Consider the following 18,141-nt stretch of genomic DNA (forward strand, 5'->3'; position numbering starts at 1 on the left):
ATAAAAGGATCAAAGAAATGCAACTGAACAAAGTGCTGAAAGGGCTTCTGCTGGCACTGCCAGTTCTGGCTGTAGCAGCTTGTAGTTCTAACAAAAGCGCAAACAACGACCAATCTGGTATGGGCGCTGGCACTGGTATGGAAAACGGCAGCAGCAACCTGTCTTCCGAAGAACAAGCTCGTCTGCAGATGCAAGAACTGCAGAAGAACAACATCGTTTACTTCGGTCTGGACAAGTATGACGTAAGCTCCGAATTCGCTCAGATGCTGGACGCGCACGCTGCATTCCTGCGTAACAACCCGTCTTACAAAGTGACCGTTGAAGGCCACGCTGACGAACGCGGCACGCCGGAATACAACATTGCTCTGGGTGAGCGCCGTGCTAACGCCGTTAAAATGTACCTGCAGGGTAAAGGCGTTTCCGCTGACCAGATCTCTATCGTTTCTTACGGTAAAGAAAAACCAGCAGTACTGGGCCACGACGAAGCGGCTTATGCTAAAAACCGTCGTGCCGTTCTGGTTTACTAAGAGAATCGCATGAACAGTAACTTCAGACGTCACCTGTTGAGTCTGTCGTTACTGGTTGGCGTAGCGGCCCCTTGGGCCGCTACTGCCCAAGCGCCAATCAGTAATGTCGGCTCCGGCTCGGTCGAAGACCGTGTCACCTCGCTTGAGCGCATCAGCAATGCTCAAGGCCAGCTTTTAAACCAACTCCAGCAACAACTCTCTGATAACCAACGCGACATTGATTCTCTCCGTGGGCAAATCCAGGAAAGTCAGTATCAGTTGAATCAGGTGGTTGAACGCCAGAAGCAAATCTATCAGCAGATGGATAGCCTCAGCCAGGGCGGCGCTCAGAGCGCCTCTGCGGCCGCGGGCGCTGCCGGTGGGGCAGCCGCAGGCGCATCTTCCGATGCGGGCGGCAGCGCGCCTGCAGCCGCGTCTGCAACGCCGAGCGGCGGTGATGAGAACAGCGACTACAACGCCGCTGTTTCTCTGGCGCTGGAAAAAAAACAGTATGACCAGGCGATTTCCGCCTTTCAGTCCTTCGTAAAACAGTACCCGAAGTCTACCTACCAGCCCAACGCCAACTATTGGCTGGGCCAGTTGTTCTACAACAAGGGTAAAAAAGACGACGCGGCCTACTATTTTGCGGTGGTGGTGAAGAATTACGCGAAATCACCGAAGGCGCCGGACGCCATGTACAAGGTGGGTATCATCATGCAGGAGAAAGGGCAGGCCGATAAAGCCAAAGCCGTGTTCCAGCAGGTGATTAAACAGTACCCAACCAGTGCGGCGGCCAAACAGGCGAAAAGCCGCGTAGGCGGTTAACAGTCAGAAAAATGAGCCCAGAAGTTAGTCGATTTGACCGATTTCTGGGCTCATTCGCGTGAAGAACAAGCAGTTGAACGCATCAGTAAAAAATTTAGGTTGCGCTGCCAAGATAAATTAGTAATATATGCCGCCGTTGCCAAGACATCTTGCAAGATGTTAAAGCGGCAGGGAAATTGGGTCGTTAGCTCAGTTGGTAGAGCAGTTGACTTTTAATCAATTGGTCGCAGGTTCGAATCCTGCACGACCCACCAATTTCTGAAGTAGCAGTAACCACAACAGTGGGTGATTAGCTCAGTTGGTAGAGCATCTCCTTTACACGGAGGGGGTCGGCGGTTCGAGCCCGTCATCACCCACCACTGTTATGGGTCGTTAGCTCAGTTGGTAGAGCAGTTGACTTTTAATCAATTGGTCGCAGGTTCGAATCCTGCACGACCCACCATTCTTTAAGAATGGCTGCGATAGAGAATCGTAAAGGATGAGAACCGTAAAGGTTCGAGTCTCGCGAAGCGAGACAACATCACTCCGGTGATGGCCCGCAAGGGCGAGGCCAAAGGCCGAGTTATCCTGCACGATCCACCATTCTTTAAGAATGGCAGCTTCAGAATCGGTTTGATGTGGCAAAGTAAAGGTCCGAGTCGAGTACCCGTCGAGTTGTCCTGAACATCCCCATCCTTGTTTTCCGCGAGTCGGTTCCAATAGAGCCTATTCGCCATCAGCAGTAAACCACATCAGTGGGTCGTTAGCTCAGTTGGTAGAGCAGTTGACTTTTAATCAATTGGTCGCAGGTTCGAATCCTGCACGACCCACCACTCTTTAATAGAGCAAGGTGTGAAAAATAGCAGTACCACAGCAGTGGGTGATTAGCTCAGTTGGTAGAGCATCTCCTTTACACGGAGGGGGTCGGCGGTTCGAGCCCGTCATCACCCACCACACTGCGGGTCGTTAGCTCAGTTGGTAGAGCAGTTGACTTTTAATCAATTGGTCGCAGGTTCGAATCCTGCACGACCCACCAATTCAGAAAAAAGCGCCTTTTGGCGCTTTTTTCGCATCTGCGCCACCAGACTCTGCTTTATCCTGTTGCTAACAGAGTTCACCGAGTCGTGCGGGTGAGATCCTGCGTTCAGGTTCGAGCATCGCGCAGCGATACGACAACGCGCAGCGTTGCCCGCAGGGTGAGGCCACAGGCCGAATCAATCCTGCACGACCCACCCATTCAGAGAAAAGCGCCTTTTGGCGCTTTTTTCGCATCTGCAGCACCGTCACCTACATTCGTGCTTTCTCGTTTCAACACCGCACCGATCATCACGCTGTTCTCTGAACGGCTATATGGTCTCGTCAGGTCATTTTCCGCTGTGAGCTGTGTAACCACTGTCTGTGTTTTTTAATCCATTAAACAATAGGTGCGCAAATATGAAAATATCAGCGGACTTTTCGCGCAGTTTTAGGTATTTTGTTTAGTATATAAAACGAAGGGCGTTGCGGCAGGCGATATTCACGCGGCAGGCGCCCAGCCTAGCATGAGATTGCAGCGATGAGTGAAATGTTTGATGTCAATGCGGCGGTGTATCCCTTCCCGCCTAAACCGGTTCCGCTGGACGTAGCCGAAAAAGCCTTTTATCGCGAAAAGATCAAAACCCTGCTCAAGCAGCACAATGCGGTGATGGTCGCCCACTATTATACCGATCCGGAAATCCAGGCGCTGGCGGAAGAAACCGGCGGCTGCGTGGCGGATTCGCTGGAAATGGCGCGCTTCGGCAGCGCCCACCCGGCTTCCACGCTGTTGGTGGCCGGCGTGCGCTTCATGGGGGAAACCGCCAAGATCCTCAGCCCGGAAAAGCAGGTGCTGATGCCGACGCTGTTTGCCGAATGTTCGCTGGATCTGGGCTGCCCGGAAGAGGAGTTTCATGCGTTTTGCGACAGCCACCCCGATCGTACCGTGGTGGTCTATGCGAACACCTCGGCGGCGGTCAAAGCGCGCGCCGACTGGGTGGTCACTTCCAGCATCGCCGTTGAGCTGATCGAGCACCTGGACAGCCTGGGCGAGAAGATCATCTGGGCGCCGGATCGCCATCTCGGCAGCTACGTGCAGAAGCAGACCGGCGCCGACGTGCTGTGCTGGCAAGGTGCCTGCATTGTCCATGACGAGTTCAAGACTCAGGCGCTGCGGCGCATGAAGGCGCTTTATCCGCAGGCGGCCATCCTGGTGCATCCCGAATCGCCACAGGCGGTGGTTGAGTTGGCGGATGCGGTGGGATCGACCAGCCAACTGATTCAGGCGGCGAAAACATTGCCGCATCAACAGCTGATCGTCGCCACGGATCGCGGTATCTTTTACAAGATGCAGCAGGCCTGCCCGGACAAGGAGCTGTTCGAAGCGCCGACCGCCGGAGAAGGGGCGACCTGTCGCAGCTGCGCGCATTGCCCGTGGATGGCGATGAATGGCCTGAAGGCGATTGCCGAAGGGCTGGAGCAGGGGGGCGCGCAGCATGAGATCCACGTGGACGCCGCGCTGCGTGAGAAGGCACTGGTGCCGCTGAATCGCATGCTGGATTTCGCCGCTCAGCTTAAGATGCAGGTTAAAGGCAACGCTTAACCGTTTAAAAGGATGATCTCATGAGCTTCTTCAGTACCAGCAATATTCTGGTGCACATTCCGCTTGGCGCAGGCGGTTACGATCTGTCGTGGATCGAAGCCATCGGCACGCTGTTCGGGTTGCTGTGCATCTGGTACGCCAGCAAGGAAAAAATCATCAATTACCTGTTCGGCCTGATCAACGTCACGCTGTTCGCGGTGATTTTCTTCCAGATCCAGCTGTACGCCAGCCTGCTGTTGCAGCTGTTCTTTTTCGGCGCCAACATTTACGGTTGGTATGCCTGGAGCCGCCAAACCCAGGATAATCAGGCTGAGCTGCAGATCCGCTGGCTGCCGTTGCCGAAAGCGTTGGCCTGGGCGGCGGTTTGCGTCATCGGCATTGGCCTGATGACCTTTAACATCGACCGCGTGTTTGCCTGGCTGACGCAGATCGCGGTAGCGGTGATGCAAGGGCTGGGGCTGAACGTGCAGATGCCTGAACTGCAGCCGGACGCGTTCCCGTTCTGGGATTCGGCGATGATGGTGCTCTCCATCGTGGCGATGATCCTGATGACGCGCAAGTACGTGGAAAACTGGCTGCTGTGGGTGGTTATCGACGTCATCAGCGTGGCGATCTTCGCTTACCAGGGGGTGTACGCGATGGCGCTGGAGTATGTCATTCTGACGCTGATCGCCCTGAACGGCTCCTGGCTGTGGATCAAGAGCGCCGGGCGTAACCGTTCCAACCCGCTCTCGTCCGCACCGTAGCAACAGCAGAGGGCGCCGTGGTGGCGCCCTCTTGGCTTAGTGACGATGTCCCAGATGGGAGTGCGCTTCGGCATGTGAGTGTTCACTCGGCTCCGGCGCCCGGTTGATACCGCAGTCCGGTGTCTCACAGTGCCGGTACTCCATCTGAATGGTCACATGGCCAATCTTGTAGTGTTCCAACAGATAAGCCTGAATGCGTTGCAACAGTCCATCGTGGTCATGCGGCGGGATCACCTGCGCATGCAGCGTCATCAGCTTTTGTTCGCCGATCTGCCAGACATGCACGTGATGGATGTTGCGCACTTCCGGGATATTCAGGCACAGGTCTTTTTGCAGCTTGGCGATATCGACCTCCTGCGGCGTGCCTTCCAACAGCTCGTGGAAACTCTCCTTCAGCAGCCGCCAGGCGCTGCGTAGCACCAGACAGGAGACCAGCACCGACAGGATCGGGTCAATCGGCGTCCAGCCGGTGGCAAGAATGACGATGGCGGCGACGATGGCGCCCACCGAACCGAGCAGGTCGCCCAACACATGCAGCGCGGCGGCGCGCACGTTGATATTTTTCTCTTCGCTGCCGCGATGCAGCAACCAGAAGGCGAACAGGTTCGCCAGCAGCCCCGCTACGGCGATGATCAGCATCGGGGTACCCATCACCGGCTGCGGTTCGAAGAAACGCCGTATCGCCTCCCACAGGATGAATACCACGATCACCAGCAGCGCTGCAGCGTTGAGGAAGGCCGCCAGGGTGGTGAGGCGCAGATAGCCGAAGGTGTGGCGCGCGTTGGGCTTGCGCTGGGAGAAGTGCACCGCCATCAGCGCCACCAGCAGCGCGGCGGCATCGGTCAACATATGGCCGGCGTCGGCCAACAGCGCCAGCGAGCCGGACAACAGGCCACCGACCACCTCGGCCACCATAAAGACGGCGGTGACTAAAAAAGCGGTCAGTAGGCGTTTACTATTACTGTCTTTCGGCAGGTGTACGTGTGGAGTGTCCGACATTATTCATCCTTATGCATAGCGAAAGAGGGGGCGGCGGTGAGCAGAGCGTCCAGCTCCGGTTCTATCTGCGCCACTAACGCCTTTAATTTAGTATAAGCGGCGGCGGCAAGCTCGCCCCGACGTGCGGTATCCACCAGCTTCTGGCACAGCTGCGCGGCTTCCGGCAGCTGCAGCATCAGCAGGCTGCCCTTGATGCGGTGCGCCGCCTGCTCCAGGCGAGGCCAGTCGCTCGCGGCGACGGCGTCCGCGAGCCGCTGCCGGTCTTGGCGCAGCGTATCGCCGAGCGTCTGCGCCAGCCGCTGCAGCATGGCGCGATCGCCACCTGCCATTTCGGCCAGCGTTTGTCGCAGGTCAGTAAGGACTGACTTTTCTTCCTGAGCCTGCGGTTGCTGAGCCAATATCTGGCCGATCGCCGCCAGTGAAATCGGTTTGGTCAGGAAGTGGTCGATCGCCACCAGCCCCGGCGGGATGCGGGTAAACTCCTGCACGTCTGCCGAGCAAAGCACGATGCGGCAAGGCGGGCGTTGCAGCCGCTGTTCGTCGCGGCGGATCAGTCTGGCCAGCGTCAGCCCGTCCGGGCGCGGCATGTTATAGTCGATAAACAGCAGATCGAACGGTTGCCGGCGCTGGGCCTTCAACAGCGCATAGCCTTGTTCAAAGCGGGCGGGTTGCAGCCCGAAGTGGCGCAGCTGGCGTTCCAGCAGCAACAAATTGGTGGGGTGATCGTCGATCAGCGCGGTACGCAAGGCGGAAGACGGCAGAGCATAGGTGTGCTCCTCCTGGGCGACAGCCGGCGCCGCGCCGCTCAGCTCGACCGGTATCGCGACCTCGACGCGGGTGCCGACGCCCGGCTGCGAGTGCAGCCCGATGCGGCCGCCCATCTGTTCGACGATCTCTTTGCAGATAGACAGTCCCAAACCGGTGCCCTGCACCGAAATGCGTTGCGCGCCGCGCGCGCGGTAAAACGGTTGGAACAGCTTGCCTATCTCATCGGCGGCGATGCCGCAGCCGCTGTCGTTCACCGTTAATCGCAATTCCCCCTGCCGCTCATCTTGCGCGAGCCAGCCGATCTCGACCTGAATAGTGCCGCGCGGTGTAAACTTTATCGCGTTGTTTATCAGGTTGTTAGCCACTTGAAGTAAACGCTCACCATCAATAATCACCGCCTCCGGCAGCGCCGGATCTGCCAGCACGCTCAGCGTCAACGGGCGTTCGCCGATCAGCGGCCGGTAAAGGGCGTCGATGCGCGCTACCCAGGGGCGCAGCGCCACCGGTTTCGGCGCCAGCGTCAGCGAACCGGTTTCCAGCCGGGCGTGATCCTGCAGGTCGTTGAGCAGGTTGAGCAGCGAAGAGGCCGAGCTGTATATCACCGGCAGGCCTTCCGGCGCGGGTTGGCGTTTGAGCTCCAGCTCCAGCAGGCCGAGGATGGCGTGCATCGGCGTGCGCAGCTCGTGGCTGACGGTGGCGAGGAATTTGCTCTTCATGCGGTTTTCCGCCTCGGCGCGGCGGCGCGCGTGCTCGAGTTCTTCGCGTTCGCGTTTTTCACGGCGCTGCAGCATGAAACGGCGCAGCGTTAGCGCCAGCAGCAGCACGGTGGCGGCGGCCAGCAGTGCCAGCAACCAGGTGGTCTGCGGCGGCATACGGTTGTCATTCACCGCGTCGATAAGATTGCTGCGGTCGACGATCCACTCGTCGCGCAGCGATTGCAGGGTGTCCGCCGGGATCTGCATCAGATTCTTATCGAGGATCGCCAACAGAAGAGGTTGATCGCGGCGCACGCCGAAGGCCACCGGGTAGGGGATGTTGTTGGCGGCAAAGGCCAGCTTGATGGCGCCGGAATAGCGCGACAGCGCCAAAAAGTTGGCGGAGATGACGTTATCCACCAGCGCATCCAACTGGCCGTTGGCCAGCGCGTCGTACATCGACTTGCTGTCGGCGAAGCTGATGGTCTGCTCCTGTTCCGGCACCAGCCCCTGCGCCAAATCGCCCTGCAGCACGCCGATGCGCTTGCCGGCTAAATCGTTCCAGGTGGAAATGCCGTCGGCGTGCTGGCCGACGTAAACGCCCCACAGCGAGCGGTGGATCGGCATGCTGGCGCCGTAGCGCGCCTTGACGCCGCGCGCCAGCGGCAGGGCGGCGCGGAAGCTGGCCTGGCCGGACTGCACCAGCTGATCGGCCTGCTCGGCGTTGCGCGCCCACAGCGGTGCGAAACGCAGCCCGGTGTTTTGCGCGATGATGTTGAGAATGTCGATGGCGTAGCCGCGCGGCTGGCCGTCAGAGCCGCGGTAGGCGAACGGGAAGTTGTTCTCGATGGCGGCGTAATAAACCACGCGGTGGCTCGCCACCCAATTCTTCTCCATCGTCGTCAGGTCGGCATTGCCGGTGTCGAGGTAGCTGGGGATCTTTTTGCTCCAGCGGCTCTGCAGGGCGTTCATCAGCTCCATCGGCGCGTCGGCGATGGCGGTGTCCAGCGTGTCTATCAGCCGTGAGTCGGCGGCGGCGAACACAAAGGACAGGTTGCCCAGGTTCTCGTTGCTTTCAATCTGATAGAGCTGGCCGAGCTGCAGCTGGTCGATGATAAAGCTGGCGCTGGCCTCGTCGGCGATAAAGTAGTCGCTGCTGCCGTTGAGCAACGAGTAGACCGCCTGCAGATTGTTGTCGTAGCGCTGGATCTGCGACGCCACGGCCTGCAGAGCGCCGCCGGACTGCATGTCGGTCAGCGCGCCGATCGCGACGCGGGCGTTGGCGGAGTTGAGCATCACCGGTCGATCGTTGCTGCGATCGCGCAATACGCGCAGGTTGCTGACGTAATAGGGCTGAGAGATCGCCAGGCCGTGCAGCGCCTCACTCTGCGGGATGCCGTACAGCAGGTCGACCTTGCCGTCGTGCAGCGCCTGCTCCAGCTGGGTCAGATCGGCAAAGCCGTAAATGGCGAAGCGAATGCCGGTTACCTGTTGGATATAGCCGAGGTAGTCGGCGTTCAGCCCGTACAGATCGTCATCCACGATGATGTTGTACGGGCTGGTGTTCTCACTGATGATGCCGATGCGCAGCGTTCGGTCGCGCCAGGGATTTTTCTCGCCGACGATCAGCATGTTCTCGGGGGTATTCAGATTGCTGACCAGCTGATAGCGCACCGGCTCTGCCGCCTGCGCCAGACCGCACCACAGGATCAGCAGCAGCAGAGCGCGGCGCATCATGGCGCCAACTCTTTAAACACCGCCACCAGCTCCAGCAGGTTGCCGGCGCCGGTTTTGCGCTGGATGTTCTTCTTGTGCGTGCTGACGGTCTTGTTGCTGATGTGCAGCCGATCGGCGATCTGCAGGTTGGACAGCCCCTGGCTCAGCAAGCCCAGCACTTCGAGCTCTTTGGGAGTGAGCAGCCCACCGTCCGCCGTCGGCGCTTCTTCGGCCAGCGCGGCGGCGGGGAAGTGGGTTTCACCGTCCAGCACCTGCTCGATCGCCTGTACCAGCTCTGCCAACGAGCTGCCTTTATTGACGAAACCGTTGGCCCCGGCGGCATGGGCCATGCGCGCATAGACCTCGGCCTCCTGCGCGGTATAGATCAGGATCGGCTGCTGCGGGTAGCGGCGGCGGATTTTTTTCAACAGCTGCAGCCCGTCGACCTGCGGCAGGCCGATATCCAGGATCACCAGGCCGAAAGCGGCCTCGGCCAGCAGGGCCAGCGCCTGGACGTCGTCCTGCGCCGCCTGCAGGCGGTAGGGGCGGGATGATTTCATTAGCGCCGCTTCCAGTGCGACATGAACCACCGGGTGGTCATCAACTAATAACAGAGAGGGCATGTTCAACTCGGGTCGCTTTATATTCCGATCGCTAGCATAGCGAAAAAGGAGGCTCTGCGCTCCCCTGATGAAACAGCACAATCTGCTGTTAATTTGGCGGTTCCAGCGGAGGGGGGCAAAGGTGATTTACAGCGCCATTCCCACAGGCTAGATTGTTGGGATCTACACCGTTACGCACTGCGAAATACCCCTCGATACCGAATGGAAAAGCTATGAATTACCAAAACGACGATTTACGCATTAATGATATTAAGGAACTCCTGCCGCCGGTGGCTTTGCTGGAGAAATTCCCGGCCACTGAACGCGCAGCAAAGACGGTGTCCCAGGCCCGCAGCGCAATTCACAATATCCTCCGCGGCAGCGACGATCGCCTGCTGGTGGTGATTGGCCCTTGCTCTATCCACGATACCCAAGCCGCCAAAGAGTACGCGGGGCGCCTGCTGGCGCTGCGTGAAGAACTGAAGGGCGAGCTGGAAGTGGTCATGCGCGTATACTTCGAAAAACCGCGCACCACCGTGGGCTGGAAAGGCCTGATCAACGATCCGCAGATGGACAACAGCTTCAACATCAACGACGGTCTGCGCCTGGCGCGCAAGCTGCTGGTGGAGATCAACGACAGCGGCCTGCCGGCCGCGGGCGAATTCCTCGACATGATCACGCCGCAGTACCTGGCGGATCTGATGAGCTGGGGCGCCATCGGCGCGCGCACCACGGAATCGCAGGTGCACCGCGAGCTGGCCTCCGGCCTCTCATGCCCGGTCGGCTTCAAGAACGGCACCGACGGCACCATCAAGGTGGCGATCGACGCCATCAACGCCGCCGGCGCGCCGCACTGTTTCCTGTCGGTAACCAAGTGGGGCCACTCGGCTATCGTTAACACCAGCGGCAACGGCGACTGTCACATTATTCTGCGCGGCGGCAAAGAGCCGAACTACAGCGCGGCGCACGTGAAGGACGTCAAAGCCGGCCTGAGCAAAGCCGGGCTGCCGGCGCAGGTGATGATCGATTTCAGCCATGCCAACAGCAGCAAACAGTTCAAAAAGCAGATGGACGTGAGCGCTGACGTTTGCGGGCAGATTAGCGGCGGTGAAAAAGCGATCATCGGCGTGATGATCGAAAGCCACCTGGTGGAAGGCAACCAGAACCTTGAAAGCGGCGAACCGCTGGTTTACGGCAAGAGCGTGACCGACGGCTGCATCGGCTGGCAGGACACCGAAACCGTGCTGCGCGATCTGGCGGCGGCGGTGAAAGCGCGCCGCGGATAATCGCTAAAATGACAAGGGCCTGGCAGCCGGGCCCTTGTTTTATCCTTGTCATTGCACCTCTATATATCCCACTCATTTAAGGCTTACAATTAATAGGCCAATGAAATCATTAAGCGACCTCCTTCGCATTATTCCTATTTAATAAAAGAATAATTGTCACTGCTCATGGCATTGTGCTTATATAAGACGCTTTTTTATTCCACAAACCCCGCATGACAAATAAGCGGGGAGTGGTATGACCTATTCCTTTCAGGACGAAAGAATTATGACAAGCAATACCTCGCAGCCGCTGGGGCTGCACCGGATTAAATTCCATGGGAAAGGCGGCGAGTACTTCGCTATTTGGTTAGTCAATGCATTATTGACCATCGTGACCCTGGGCATCTATTCCGCCTGGGCGACGGTGCGTCGTCGCCGCTATTTTTACGGCAACACGGAATTGGACGGCGATCGTTTCGATTACCATGCGCAGCCGCTGCAAATTCTGAAAGGGCGGCTGTTGGTGATCGGCGGTATCATCGTGTTTTATATCCTGCTGGCGGTAGCGCCGCTGCTGGGGCTGCTGGCCTTATTGGCGTTGCTTGCCCTGCTGCCATGGGTGGTGATTCGCAGCTGGCGCTACAATGCGATTATGTCGAGCTATCGCGGCGTGCGTTTTAATTATGTTTGCCGCACCGGGCGCGCTTATTGGGCGCTACTGTTCTGCCCGCTATTACTGATTATCGGGCTTTATGTCGGCTTAATCATTTTGCTCAGTATTGGCAGCAGCTTTGACAGCATTAACGCCATCGGCCTGATGCTGGTGTTGACGCTGCTGTTGGCCGTGCCGGCATTCGCCGCCGTCAATGGTATTATTAGCGCGCTGCAGCACGATCTGTACGTTAATAATCTGTTCTTCGGCCGCACGCCGTTTATTGCCGAGCTGAAAAAGTCGGCCTTCATCAAATTTGCCTTGATCGGCCTGCTCATTTTCCTGCCGTTCATGTTGGCTGCACTGGTGTGTATGGGGTCGTTTATCCTGTCACTGTACCAAATGGTATTGATGGGTATGTTGACGGATGAAACCGCCGATTTGCTGGTGTTGGAGAATATTGGCAGCCTGCTGCTGATGATGGTGGTGTTGCTGATTGGCGCCTTGATTGCCGGCAGCTACCAGATTGTCGCCCAACGCAACTATCTGTATAACCAGGCGACGCTGAACGGCAACGTTAAACTGCGCTCTTCCATGCAGACCCTGCCGTATATGGGGCTGTTGATCACCAATACCCTGATCACGCTGTTCTCGCTCGGCTTTGCTGCGCCGGTGGCGGAAGTGCGTCACGCCCGTTATCTGGCGGAGTGCACGGCGGTTGAAGGCGATCTGGCATTGCTGGACATCGCGGCGCATCAGGAAACCGCCAACAGCGCGGTGGCCGAAGAAGCGGTGCAGGCGCTGGATCTGGGCGGCAGCTTCTGAGGCGCCAATGATCCTCGAGGGCGCCTACCAGTTGCCGGGGCGGGCCGCACGTGAGGCGGCCCGCCTGCTGGTGAACGAAAGCGGCGAGGGCGTGACGCTGCAGCGGCAGGATGAGCAACGTTACATCCCCTTGGCGGACATCACCGTCTCTGCGGCGCTGGGCAATATTCCGCTGACGCTGACCTTTAAGGACGGCGCGCGCTTTGTGCCGGACGACGACGCGGCGTTTCGCCGCTGGTTCTATCAGCGCCGTTCGCCGGGCTGGGTGCATCGTCTGGAACGCCACAAACGCGGCGTCGCTCTGGCGCTGCTGATGACGCTGTTCACGGTCGTGGCTTACGTGTATGTGGTATTGCCGTGGGCGAGCAGCGAGATCGCCATGCGTATCCCCACGTCGGTGGAACAGACGCTGGGCGAACACACGCAGACGTTTTTAAGCCAGAGCGGTTTCGAGCCCTCGGCATTGTCGGCCGAGCGGCAGCGGGCGTTGCAGCGGTTGTTCCGGCAGGTGATGCCGGCCGAGATGCGTGAGGAACGCACGCCGCTGTCGTTGAAGCTGATGGCGGTGCCCGGTGCGCCGAACGCATTTATGTTGCCGGACGGCACGCTGGTGCTCAGCGATAGTCTGGTCGCCCTGGCGAAAAACGACGATGGGCTGGCGGCAGTCATGTTGCATGAGATGGGGCACCACGCTCATCGCCACCCAATGCGCATGCTGGTGCGTTCGTCGCTGGTGGCGTTGACGCTGATGTGGATGACCGGTGACGTCAGCGGCATCGGCGATACGCTGCTGCAGTCTGCGTCCTTCGTGAATGAGATGCAGTTTTCCCGCGGGATGGAGCGCGAGGCGGATGCGTTCGCCATTGCGCAAATGCAGCGCCAGGGGCGTTCGCTGGCGGAGATGGCGGCGATCTACCGTGCGCTGGCGCAGGCGCCTGAACGTGAAACGGCTGATGGCTGGACGCTGCCGGCCTGGCTCAGCACCCACCCGGCGATGCAGGAACGGCTGGACGCGGTGAACGAGGCGATGGCGCAGCAGCCGCCACAGTAATCAGTAATAAAAAAGCCCCCGGTTTTCACCGGGGGCTTTTTCGTTAACGGGCGAAATTACTTCGCTTTACCCTGGTTTGCCACGGCGGCCGCTTTTGCAGCGATCTCGTCGGCGTTACCCAGGTAGTAACGTTTGGTTGGCTTGAAGTTCTCGTCAAATTCATACACCAACGGCACGCCGGTTGGGATGTTCAGCTCGAGGATTTCGTCTTCGCTCAGGTTATCCAGGTATTTCACCAGCGCGCGCAGCGAGTTGCCGTGCGCCGCAACGATCACGCGCTCGCCGCTCTTGATGCGTGGCAGGATCTCTTCGTCCCAGTAAGGAATCACGCGATCGATGGTCAGCGCCAGGCTTTCGGTCAGCGGCAGCTCTTGCTCGGTCAGCGAGGCGTAGCGCGGATCGTGGCCAGGGTAGCGTTCGTCTTCTTTGGTCAGCTCAGGTGGGGTCACCGCGAAGCCGCGACGCCATTGTTTCACCTGCTCGTCGCCGTATTTTTCAGCGGTTTCCGCTTTGTTCAGACCCTGCAGCGCGCCGTAATGACGTTCGTTCAGCTTCCAGGATTTTTCGGTCGGCAACCAGGCCTGATCCAGCTCGTCGAGGATGTTCCACAGGGTGTGGATCGCGCGCTTCAGTACGGAGGTGTAAGCGAAGTCGAAAGTGAACCCTTCTTCTTTCAACAGCTTGCCTGCTGCTTTCGCTTCGGTACGGCCCTTGTCGGACAGATCGACATCATACCAACCGGTGAAGCGGTTTTCTTGGTTCCACTGGCTTTCGCCGTGACGCACCAGAACCAGCTTAGTTACAGCCATAGCTTAACTCCTTAATAATCTGACATTTCAATGATAACGAAAATCATTATATTGCCGCGGGCCGGGGCTCGGCAATCGATAGTGTCTAACCATAGCCAATTTCTTGCCGCAAAGTAAGGGCTGGCGAAAGGAAAAAGCTGAATCGTTCAGGCTGGCGCTGCGAGGGGGAAACGGCGCGCCGAAATCGCTTCGGGCGCGCCGTGGCGTGGGGCAAATCAGGCCGATTTTTTCAGGCAGCTGCTCATGAAGGTTTTACGCGCGTCGCCCTTCAGATTCTTGGTCTTGGCGTCGGCGTTGCAGGTTTTCATTTTCTGCTGCTGCGGCGTCAGGGTTTTGCCCGTCGCGGCGGCGCCTTCAGATTTCAGGCAGGTGCTCATAAAGGTGGAGCGATCCGCGCCTTTCAGCGACTTGGTGGATGCCTGTTGGTTGCAATCGGTCATGCGTTTCTGTTGGGCCGCCTGCGCCGGCGAAGGCGTTTTTGTCGCCGTCGTCGCGTCGGCCGCCATCAGATTGGTGCTCAGCATTAAGCCCGCCAGCAATGGAAGTGCAGTAATCAGACGCATAGGTGTTCCTTCAGCTATTGATTGGCCGCCATCGGCCGAAAATTGTGACGTTGCACAAGGCGTTGTGCTTATCACGGTAGCCTGAGTGTAGTGCGCGCTTTGGAATAAGGAAAGGTGGGCGCCGGCGGGGGAATAGCGCTAAAAGGTAAGCATTTATAACAAATCGCCCCCGGCCGCGCGGCGAGGGGCGTGGCGGGTCAGATAGGATAAAACTGATAATGCGTGGTGCTGCGGTAGCGGCTCCCCGGCTGCAGCCAACAGTCCGGCTGTGGCCATTCGGGATGGTGCGGGCTGTCCGGCAAAAACTCGCTTTCCAGCGCCACGCCGGCGTGGTTGGCATAGCTGCCGCCGTCGCGCGCCGGCGTGCCGGCCAGATAATTGCCGCTGTAGAGTTGCAGTGCGGGCGCGTCGGTGAACACGCTCATCTGCACTTGCCCGTCGGCGGACCATAAATGGGCCGCCGGGCACTCCAGCGCGCCGCAGGTGCGGTGCAGCAGAAAAGCATGATCGTAGCCTTTTACCCGCTGCTGGTCGCGGTCGCGCAGAAAATCCTGCAGCAGCGTTTTCGGCTGGCGGAAATCCATGCCGCTGCCGTCCACCGGCGTCAGCCCGGCACAGGGAATGCCCTCGGCGTCGACGGGCAGATAGCGATCGGCGAACAGCTGCAGCCGCTGGGCGCGGGCGTCGGTGCCGGCACCGTCCAGATTGAAATAGGCGTGGTTGGTCAGGTTGACCGGGCAGGGGCGATCGACCTGCGCCAGATAGCTGATTTCCACGCGATTGTCGGCGGTCAGGCGGTAGCAGACCTGCACGTCGAGATTGCCCGGGAAACCCTGATCGCCCTCCGCCGAGTGCAGCGCATAGCAGACCTGCTGCGCATCGTGCTGTACCCGGCGCCAGCGGCGGGCATGGAAGCCGTCGGGGCCGCCGTGCAGCTGGTGGGCGCCCTGATTGGCGGCCAGCGCATGGGGTTTCCCGTCGATGGGCAGACTGGCGTTGGCGATGCGGTTGGCGTAACGGCCGACGGTGGCGCCCAGATAGGCGCCCTGACGTTGGTAGTCCGCCGGGCTGCGGCAGCCGAGCAGCAACTCGCGCCTTTCACCGGATTTGAGCGGCAAGACGGCGGACAGCCAGGTGGCGCCCCAGTCCATCAGCGTGACCGTCATGCCGCCGGCGTTTTGCAGCTGCGTCAGCTGATAAAGTTGCCCATCGGGGGCGAGTGCCGCCGTTGCCGTCAGCATAGGCCGGCGCCTTGCGAAGCCTGGCAGACATAGAAGGTTTCCCGCAATCCGCCGGTTTGCCGCGGATACTCGTGCGCCACGGCGGCACGCACCGTCTCCACGAGATCCTGCGGTATCAGCGCGACGATGCAGCCGCCAAAGCCGCCGCCGGTCATGCGCACGCCGCCGCGTGGGCCGATCGTCGCTTTGACGATCTCGACCAGCTTATCGATCGGCGGCACGGTGATTTCAAAGTCGTCGCGCATCGAGGCGTGCGACTCCGCCATCAGCCGGCCCATGCGCTGCAGATCGCCGGCCGCCAGCGCCTCGGCCGCTGCCAGCGTGCGGGCGTTCTCGCTGATCACATGGCGCGCGCGTTTGGCTACTAACGGATCGAGCTGGTGTTGACGCGCCTCAAACTGTTCGGGGCTGACGTCGCGCAGCGCCTTGACGCCGAAGAACCGCGCCGCTTCCTCGCACTGTTTGCGGCGGGTGTTGTATTCGCTGTCCACCAGCCCGCGTTGCACATTGGAGTTGACGATCACCACCGCGACGTTGTCCGGCATCGGTACCGCACGGGTTTCCAGCGAGCGGCAGTCGATCAGCAGAGCGCTGTCGCGCCGGCCGAGCGCGGAGATCAGCTGGTCCATGATACCGCAGTTGCAGCCGACGAATTGGTTCTCCGCCTCCTGGCCGTTCAGCGCCAGCGCTACGCCGTCCAGCGGCAGCTGATAGAGCGCCTGCAGCGCCTGGCCCACCGCCACTTCCAGTGCGGCGGAGGAGCTGAGCCCCGCGCCTTGCGGCACATTCCCGGCGATCACCAGATCCGCGCCGCCGAAGTCGGCGCTGCGGCGCTGAAGGTGCTTCACCACGCCGCGCACATAGTCGGACCAGCGCTGATCGGGGTGGCTGACGATCGGATCGTCGAGCGAGAATTGATCCTGCTGATTCTGATAATCGGCGGCGAGGACGCGGATCTGGCGGTCGTCGCGCTTGGCGCAGGCGATGACGGTTTGATAATCGATGGCGCAGGGCAGCACGAAGCCGTCGTTGTAATCGGTATGCTCGCCGATCAGGTTCACCCGCCCCGGCGCCTGGATGGTCAACGCCGGCGCGTAGCCGAAGTGTTCGGTAAACAGGGAATGGGTAAGCGGTTTCAGGCTCATGCTTGGGCTCCGGCTTCACGGTAATGAATATCGCTGACGGCGCGCAGACGCGCTGCGGCCTGTTCGGCGGTCAGGTCGCGCTGGGTTTCCGCCAGCATCTCGTAACCGACCATAAATTTGCGCACGCTGGCTGAACGCAGCAGCGGCGGGTAGAAATGGGCGTGCAGCTGCCAGTGTCGGTTGTCGGCACCGTTGAACGGCGCACCGTGCCATCCCATCGAATAGGGGAAGGAGCACTGGAACAGGTTGTCGTAGCGGCTGGTCAGCTTCTTCAGCGCCAGCGCCAGATCTTGGCTTTGTGCCGCGCTGAGATCGGTAATGCGCTGCACCGCCGCTTTCGGCAGCAGCAGCGTTTCAAACGGCCAGGCGGCCCAGTAGGGCACCACCGCCAGCCAGTGTTCGGTGTTCACCACGATGCGTTCGCCGGCGGCCAGCTCGCGCTGTGCGTAGTCCAGCAGCAGCGGGGAGGCATGTTCCCGAAAATACTCGTGTTGCAGGCGATCTTCGCGCTCGGCCTCGTTCGGCAGAAAACTGTTGGCCCAGACCTGCCCGTGCGGGTGCGGGTTGGAGCAGCCCATCGCCGCGCCTTTGTTTTCGAACAGCTGTACCCAGGGGTACTGCCTGCCCAGCTCATCGGTTTGCGCCTGCCAGGCGGCGACCACCTGCTCCAGCGCCGGCAGCGTCAATTCGGGCAGGGTCTTGCTGTGATCGGGAGAGAAGCAGATCACCCGGCTGACGCCGCGCGCGCTCTGGCTGCGCATCAAAGGATCCTGGCTGTCGGGCGCCGGCGGCGTATCGCTCATCAGCGCGGCGAAATCGTTGGTGAAGACGTAGGTGCCGCGATAATCCGGATTGCGATCGCCGGTGACGCGCGCGTTGCCCGGGCACAGGAAACAGTCGGGATCGTGCGCCGGCAGCGTTTCCGTGGGGACGGCCTCTTGTTGGCCCTGCCAGGGGCGCTTGGCGCGGTGCGGTGAGACCAGCACCCATTGGCCGCTCAGCGGGTTATAGCGGCGGTGTGGATGATCGATAGGGTTAAATGCCGTCATACGGTTCCTTTCTTGGCGTCGACGAGGTGTAATCGCTTTCAGCCGCCGTCTTGATACGCCCGTTGCTGAAAAGGGAGAGTACATTGCG

General features: G+C 59.9%; 15 protein-coding genes, 6 tRNA genes and 2 other RNA genes. 15 read left to right on the forward strand and 8 right to left on the reverse strand.

Annotation, left to right across the window (positions count from 1 at the left end; all coding sequences use genetic code 11):
* Positions 1-17 precede the first annotated feature (17 nt).
* The 12 genes from pal (at position 18) to pnuC (ending at position 4,673) form a co-directional block, all read left to right on the forward strand.
* Positions 18-527 carry a peptidoglycan-associated lipoprotein Pal gene (pal, locus tag EKL15_RS09085; protein WP_025160033.1) on the forward strand — a complete coding sequence of 170 codons (510 nt, stop codon included), beginning with the start codon at positions 18-20 and terminating at the stop codon, positions 525-527.
* A gap of 9 nt (positions 528-536) precedes the next feature.
* Positions 537-1,331 (forward strand): cell division protein CpoB, encoded by a 795-nt coding sequence (gene cpoB, locus EKL15_RS09090; RefSeq protein ID WP_033647153.1) that lies wholly within the window; start codon positions 537-539, stop codon positions 1,329-1,331.
* Positions 1,332-1,509: 178 nt separating this feature from the next.
* Positions 1,510-1,585, forward strand: a tRNA-Lys gene (locus EKL15_RS09095).
* A gap of 29 nt (positions 1,586-1,614) precedes the next feature.
* A tRNA-Val gene (locus EKL15_RS09100) sits at positions 1,615-1,690 on the forward strand.
* Between the two features lie 7 nt (positions 1,691-1,697).
* A tRNA-Lys gene (locus tag EKL15_RS09105) sits at positions 1,698-1,773 on the forward strand.
* A 15-nt stretch (positions 1,774-1,788) separates the two neighbouring features.
* A non-coding RNA gene (locus EKL15_RS09110) (RtT sRNA) lies at positions 1,789-1,913 on the forward strand.
* Positions 1,914-2,067: 154 nt separating this feature from the next.
* A tRNA-Lys gene (locus EKL15_RS09115) sits at positions 2,068-2,143 on the forward strand.
* Between the two features lie 45 nt (positions 2,144-2,188).
* A tRNA-Val gene (locus EKL15_RS09120) sits at positions 2,189-2,264 on the forward strand.
* Positions 2,265-2,270: 6 nt separating this feature from the next.
* Positions 2,271-2,346, forward strand: a tRNA-Lys gene (locus EKL15_RS09125).
* A 74-nt stretch (positions 2,347-2,420) separates the two neighbouring features.
* A non-coding RNA gene (locus EKL15_RS09130) (RtT sRNA) lies at positions 2,421-2,545 on the forward strand.
* A 320-nt stretch (positions 2,546-2,865) separates the two neighbouring features.
* Positions 2,866-3,927 carry a quinolinate synthase NadA gene (gene nadA / locus EKL15_RS09135; protein WP_070914100.1) on the forward strand — a complete coding sequence of 354 codons (1,062 nt, stop codon included), beginning with the start codon at positions 2,866-2,868 and terminating at the stop codon, positions 3,925-3,927.
* Positions 3,928-3,947: 20 nt separating this feature from the next.
* Positions 3,948-4,673: a nicotinamide riboside transporter PnuC gene (gene pnuC / locus EKL15_RS09140; protein ID WP_048232945.1), complete on the forward strand. Its 726-nt coding sequence runs from the start codon at positions 3,948-3,950 to the stop codon at positions 4,671-4,673.
* Positions 4,674-4,709: 36 nt separating this feature from the next.
* On the opposite strand, the gene zitB is transcribed toward pnuC, so the two are convergent.
* Genes zitB through EKL15_RS09155 form a run of 3 tightly spaced genes read right to left on the reverse strand, consistent with a single transcriptional unit; the run spans position 4,710 to position 9,474 of the window.
* Positions 4,710-5,672, reverse strand: coding sequence for a CDF family zinc transporter ZitB (zitB, locus tag EKL15_RS09145; protein ID WP_033637476.1), 963 nt, complete (start codon positions 5,670-5,672; stop codon positions 4,710-4,712).
* A complete protein-coding gene (locus EKL15_RS09150) occupies positions 5,672-8,872 on the reverse strand; it encodes a transporter substrate-binding domain-containing protein (protein ID WP_203089280.1) in 3,201 nt (1,066 codons plus the stop codon). The genes zitB and EKL15_RS09150 overlap by 1 nt, the downstream gene beginning before the upstream one ends.
* Positions 8,869-9,474, reverse strand: a complete 606-nt coding sequence (locus EKL15_RS09155) for a response regulator transcription factor (protein ID WP_038877570.1) — start codon at positions 9,472-9,474, stop codon at positions 8,869-8,871. Before EKL15_RS09155 ends, EKL15_RS09150 begins: the two co-directional genes overlap by 4 nt.
* A 212-nt stretch (positions 9,475-9,686) precedes the next feature.
* Here EKL15_RS09155 and aroG point away from each other — a divergent pair, with 212 nt between their 5' ends.
* From aroG to EKL15_RS09170, 3 genes are all read left to right on the forward strand, one after another.
* Complete coding sequence (gene aroG, locus EKL15_RS09160) at positions 9,687-10,739, forward strand: 3-deoxy-7-phosphoheptulonate synthase AroG (protein WP_047568857.1); 1,053 nt, start codon at positions 9,687-9,689, stop codon at positions 10,737-10,739.
* 265 nt (positions 10,740-11,004) lie between these two features.
* Positions 11,005-12,195, forward strand: coding sequence for a YjgN family protein (locus EKL15_RS09165; protein WP_203089282.1), 1,191 nt, complete (start codon positions 11,005-11,007; stop codon positions 12,193-12,195).
* A 7-nt stretch (positions 12,196-12,202) separates the two neighbouring features.
* A complete protein-coding gene (locus EKL15_RS09170; RefSeq protein WP_197847779.1) occupies positions 12,203-13,246 on the forward strand; it encodes a M48 family metallopeptidase in 1,044 nt (347 codons plus the stop codon).
* Positions 13,247-13,302: 56 nt separating this feature from the next.
* On the opposite strand, the gene gpmA is transcribed toward EKL15_RS09170, so the two are convergent.
* The 5 genes from gpmA to galT form a co-directional block, all read right to left on the reverse strand.
* A complete protein-coding gene (gpmA, locus tag EKL15_RS09175) occupies positions 13,303-14,055 on the reverse strand; it encodes a 2,3-diphosphoglycerate-dependent phosphoglycerate mutase (RefSeq protein WP_004939834.1) in 753 nt (250 codons plus the stop codon).
* 215 nt (positions 14,056-14,270) lie between these two features.
* Positions 14,271-14,618 (reverse strand): PsiF family protein, encoded by a 348-nt coding sequence (locus EKL15_RS09180; protein WP_048232954.1) that lies wholly within the window; start codon positions 14,616-14,618, stop codon positions 14,271-14,273.
* A gap of 197 nt (positions 14,619-14,815) precedes the next feature.
* Complete coding sequence (gene galM / locus EKL15_RS09185) at positions 14,816-15,859, reverse strand: galactose-1-epimerase (protein WP_203089284.1); 1,044 nt, start codon at positions 15,857-15,859, stop codon at positions 14,816-14,818.
* Complete coding sequence (gene galK / locus EKL15_RS09190; protein ID WP_147839624.1) at positions 15,853-17,004, reverse strand: galactokinase; 1,152 nt, start codon at positions 17,002-17,004, stop codon at positions 15,853-15,855. The genes galM and galK overlap by 7 nt, the downstream gene beginning before the upstream one ends.
* Complete coding sequence (gene galT / locus EKL15_RS09195) at positions 17,001-18,053, reverse strand: galactose-1-phosphate uridylyltransferase (protein ID WP_070914095.1); 1,053 nt, start codon at positions 18,051-18,053, stop codon at positions 17,001-17,003. Before galT ends, galK begins: the two co-directional genes overlap by 4 nt.
* Positions 18,054-18,141 lie beyond the last annotated feature (88 nt).

Origin of the sequence: Serratia sp. 4542 (assembly GCF_016805595.1) — a bacterium.
GTDB lineage: Bacteria > Pseudomonadota > Gammaproteobacteria > Enterobacterales > Enterobacteriaceae > Serratia > Serratia nevei.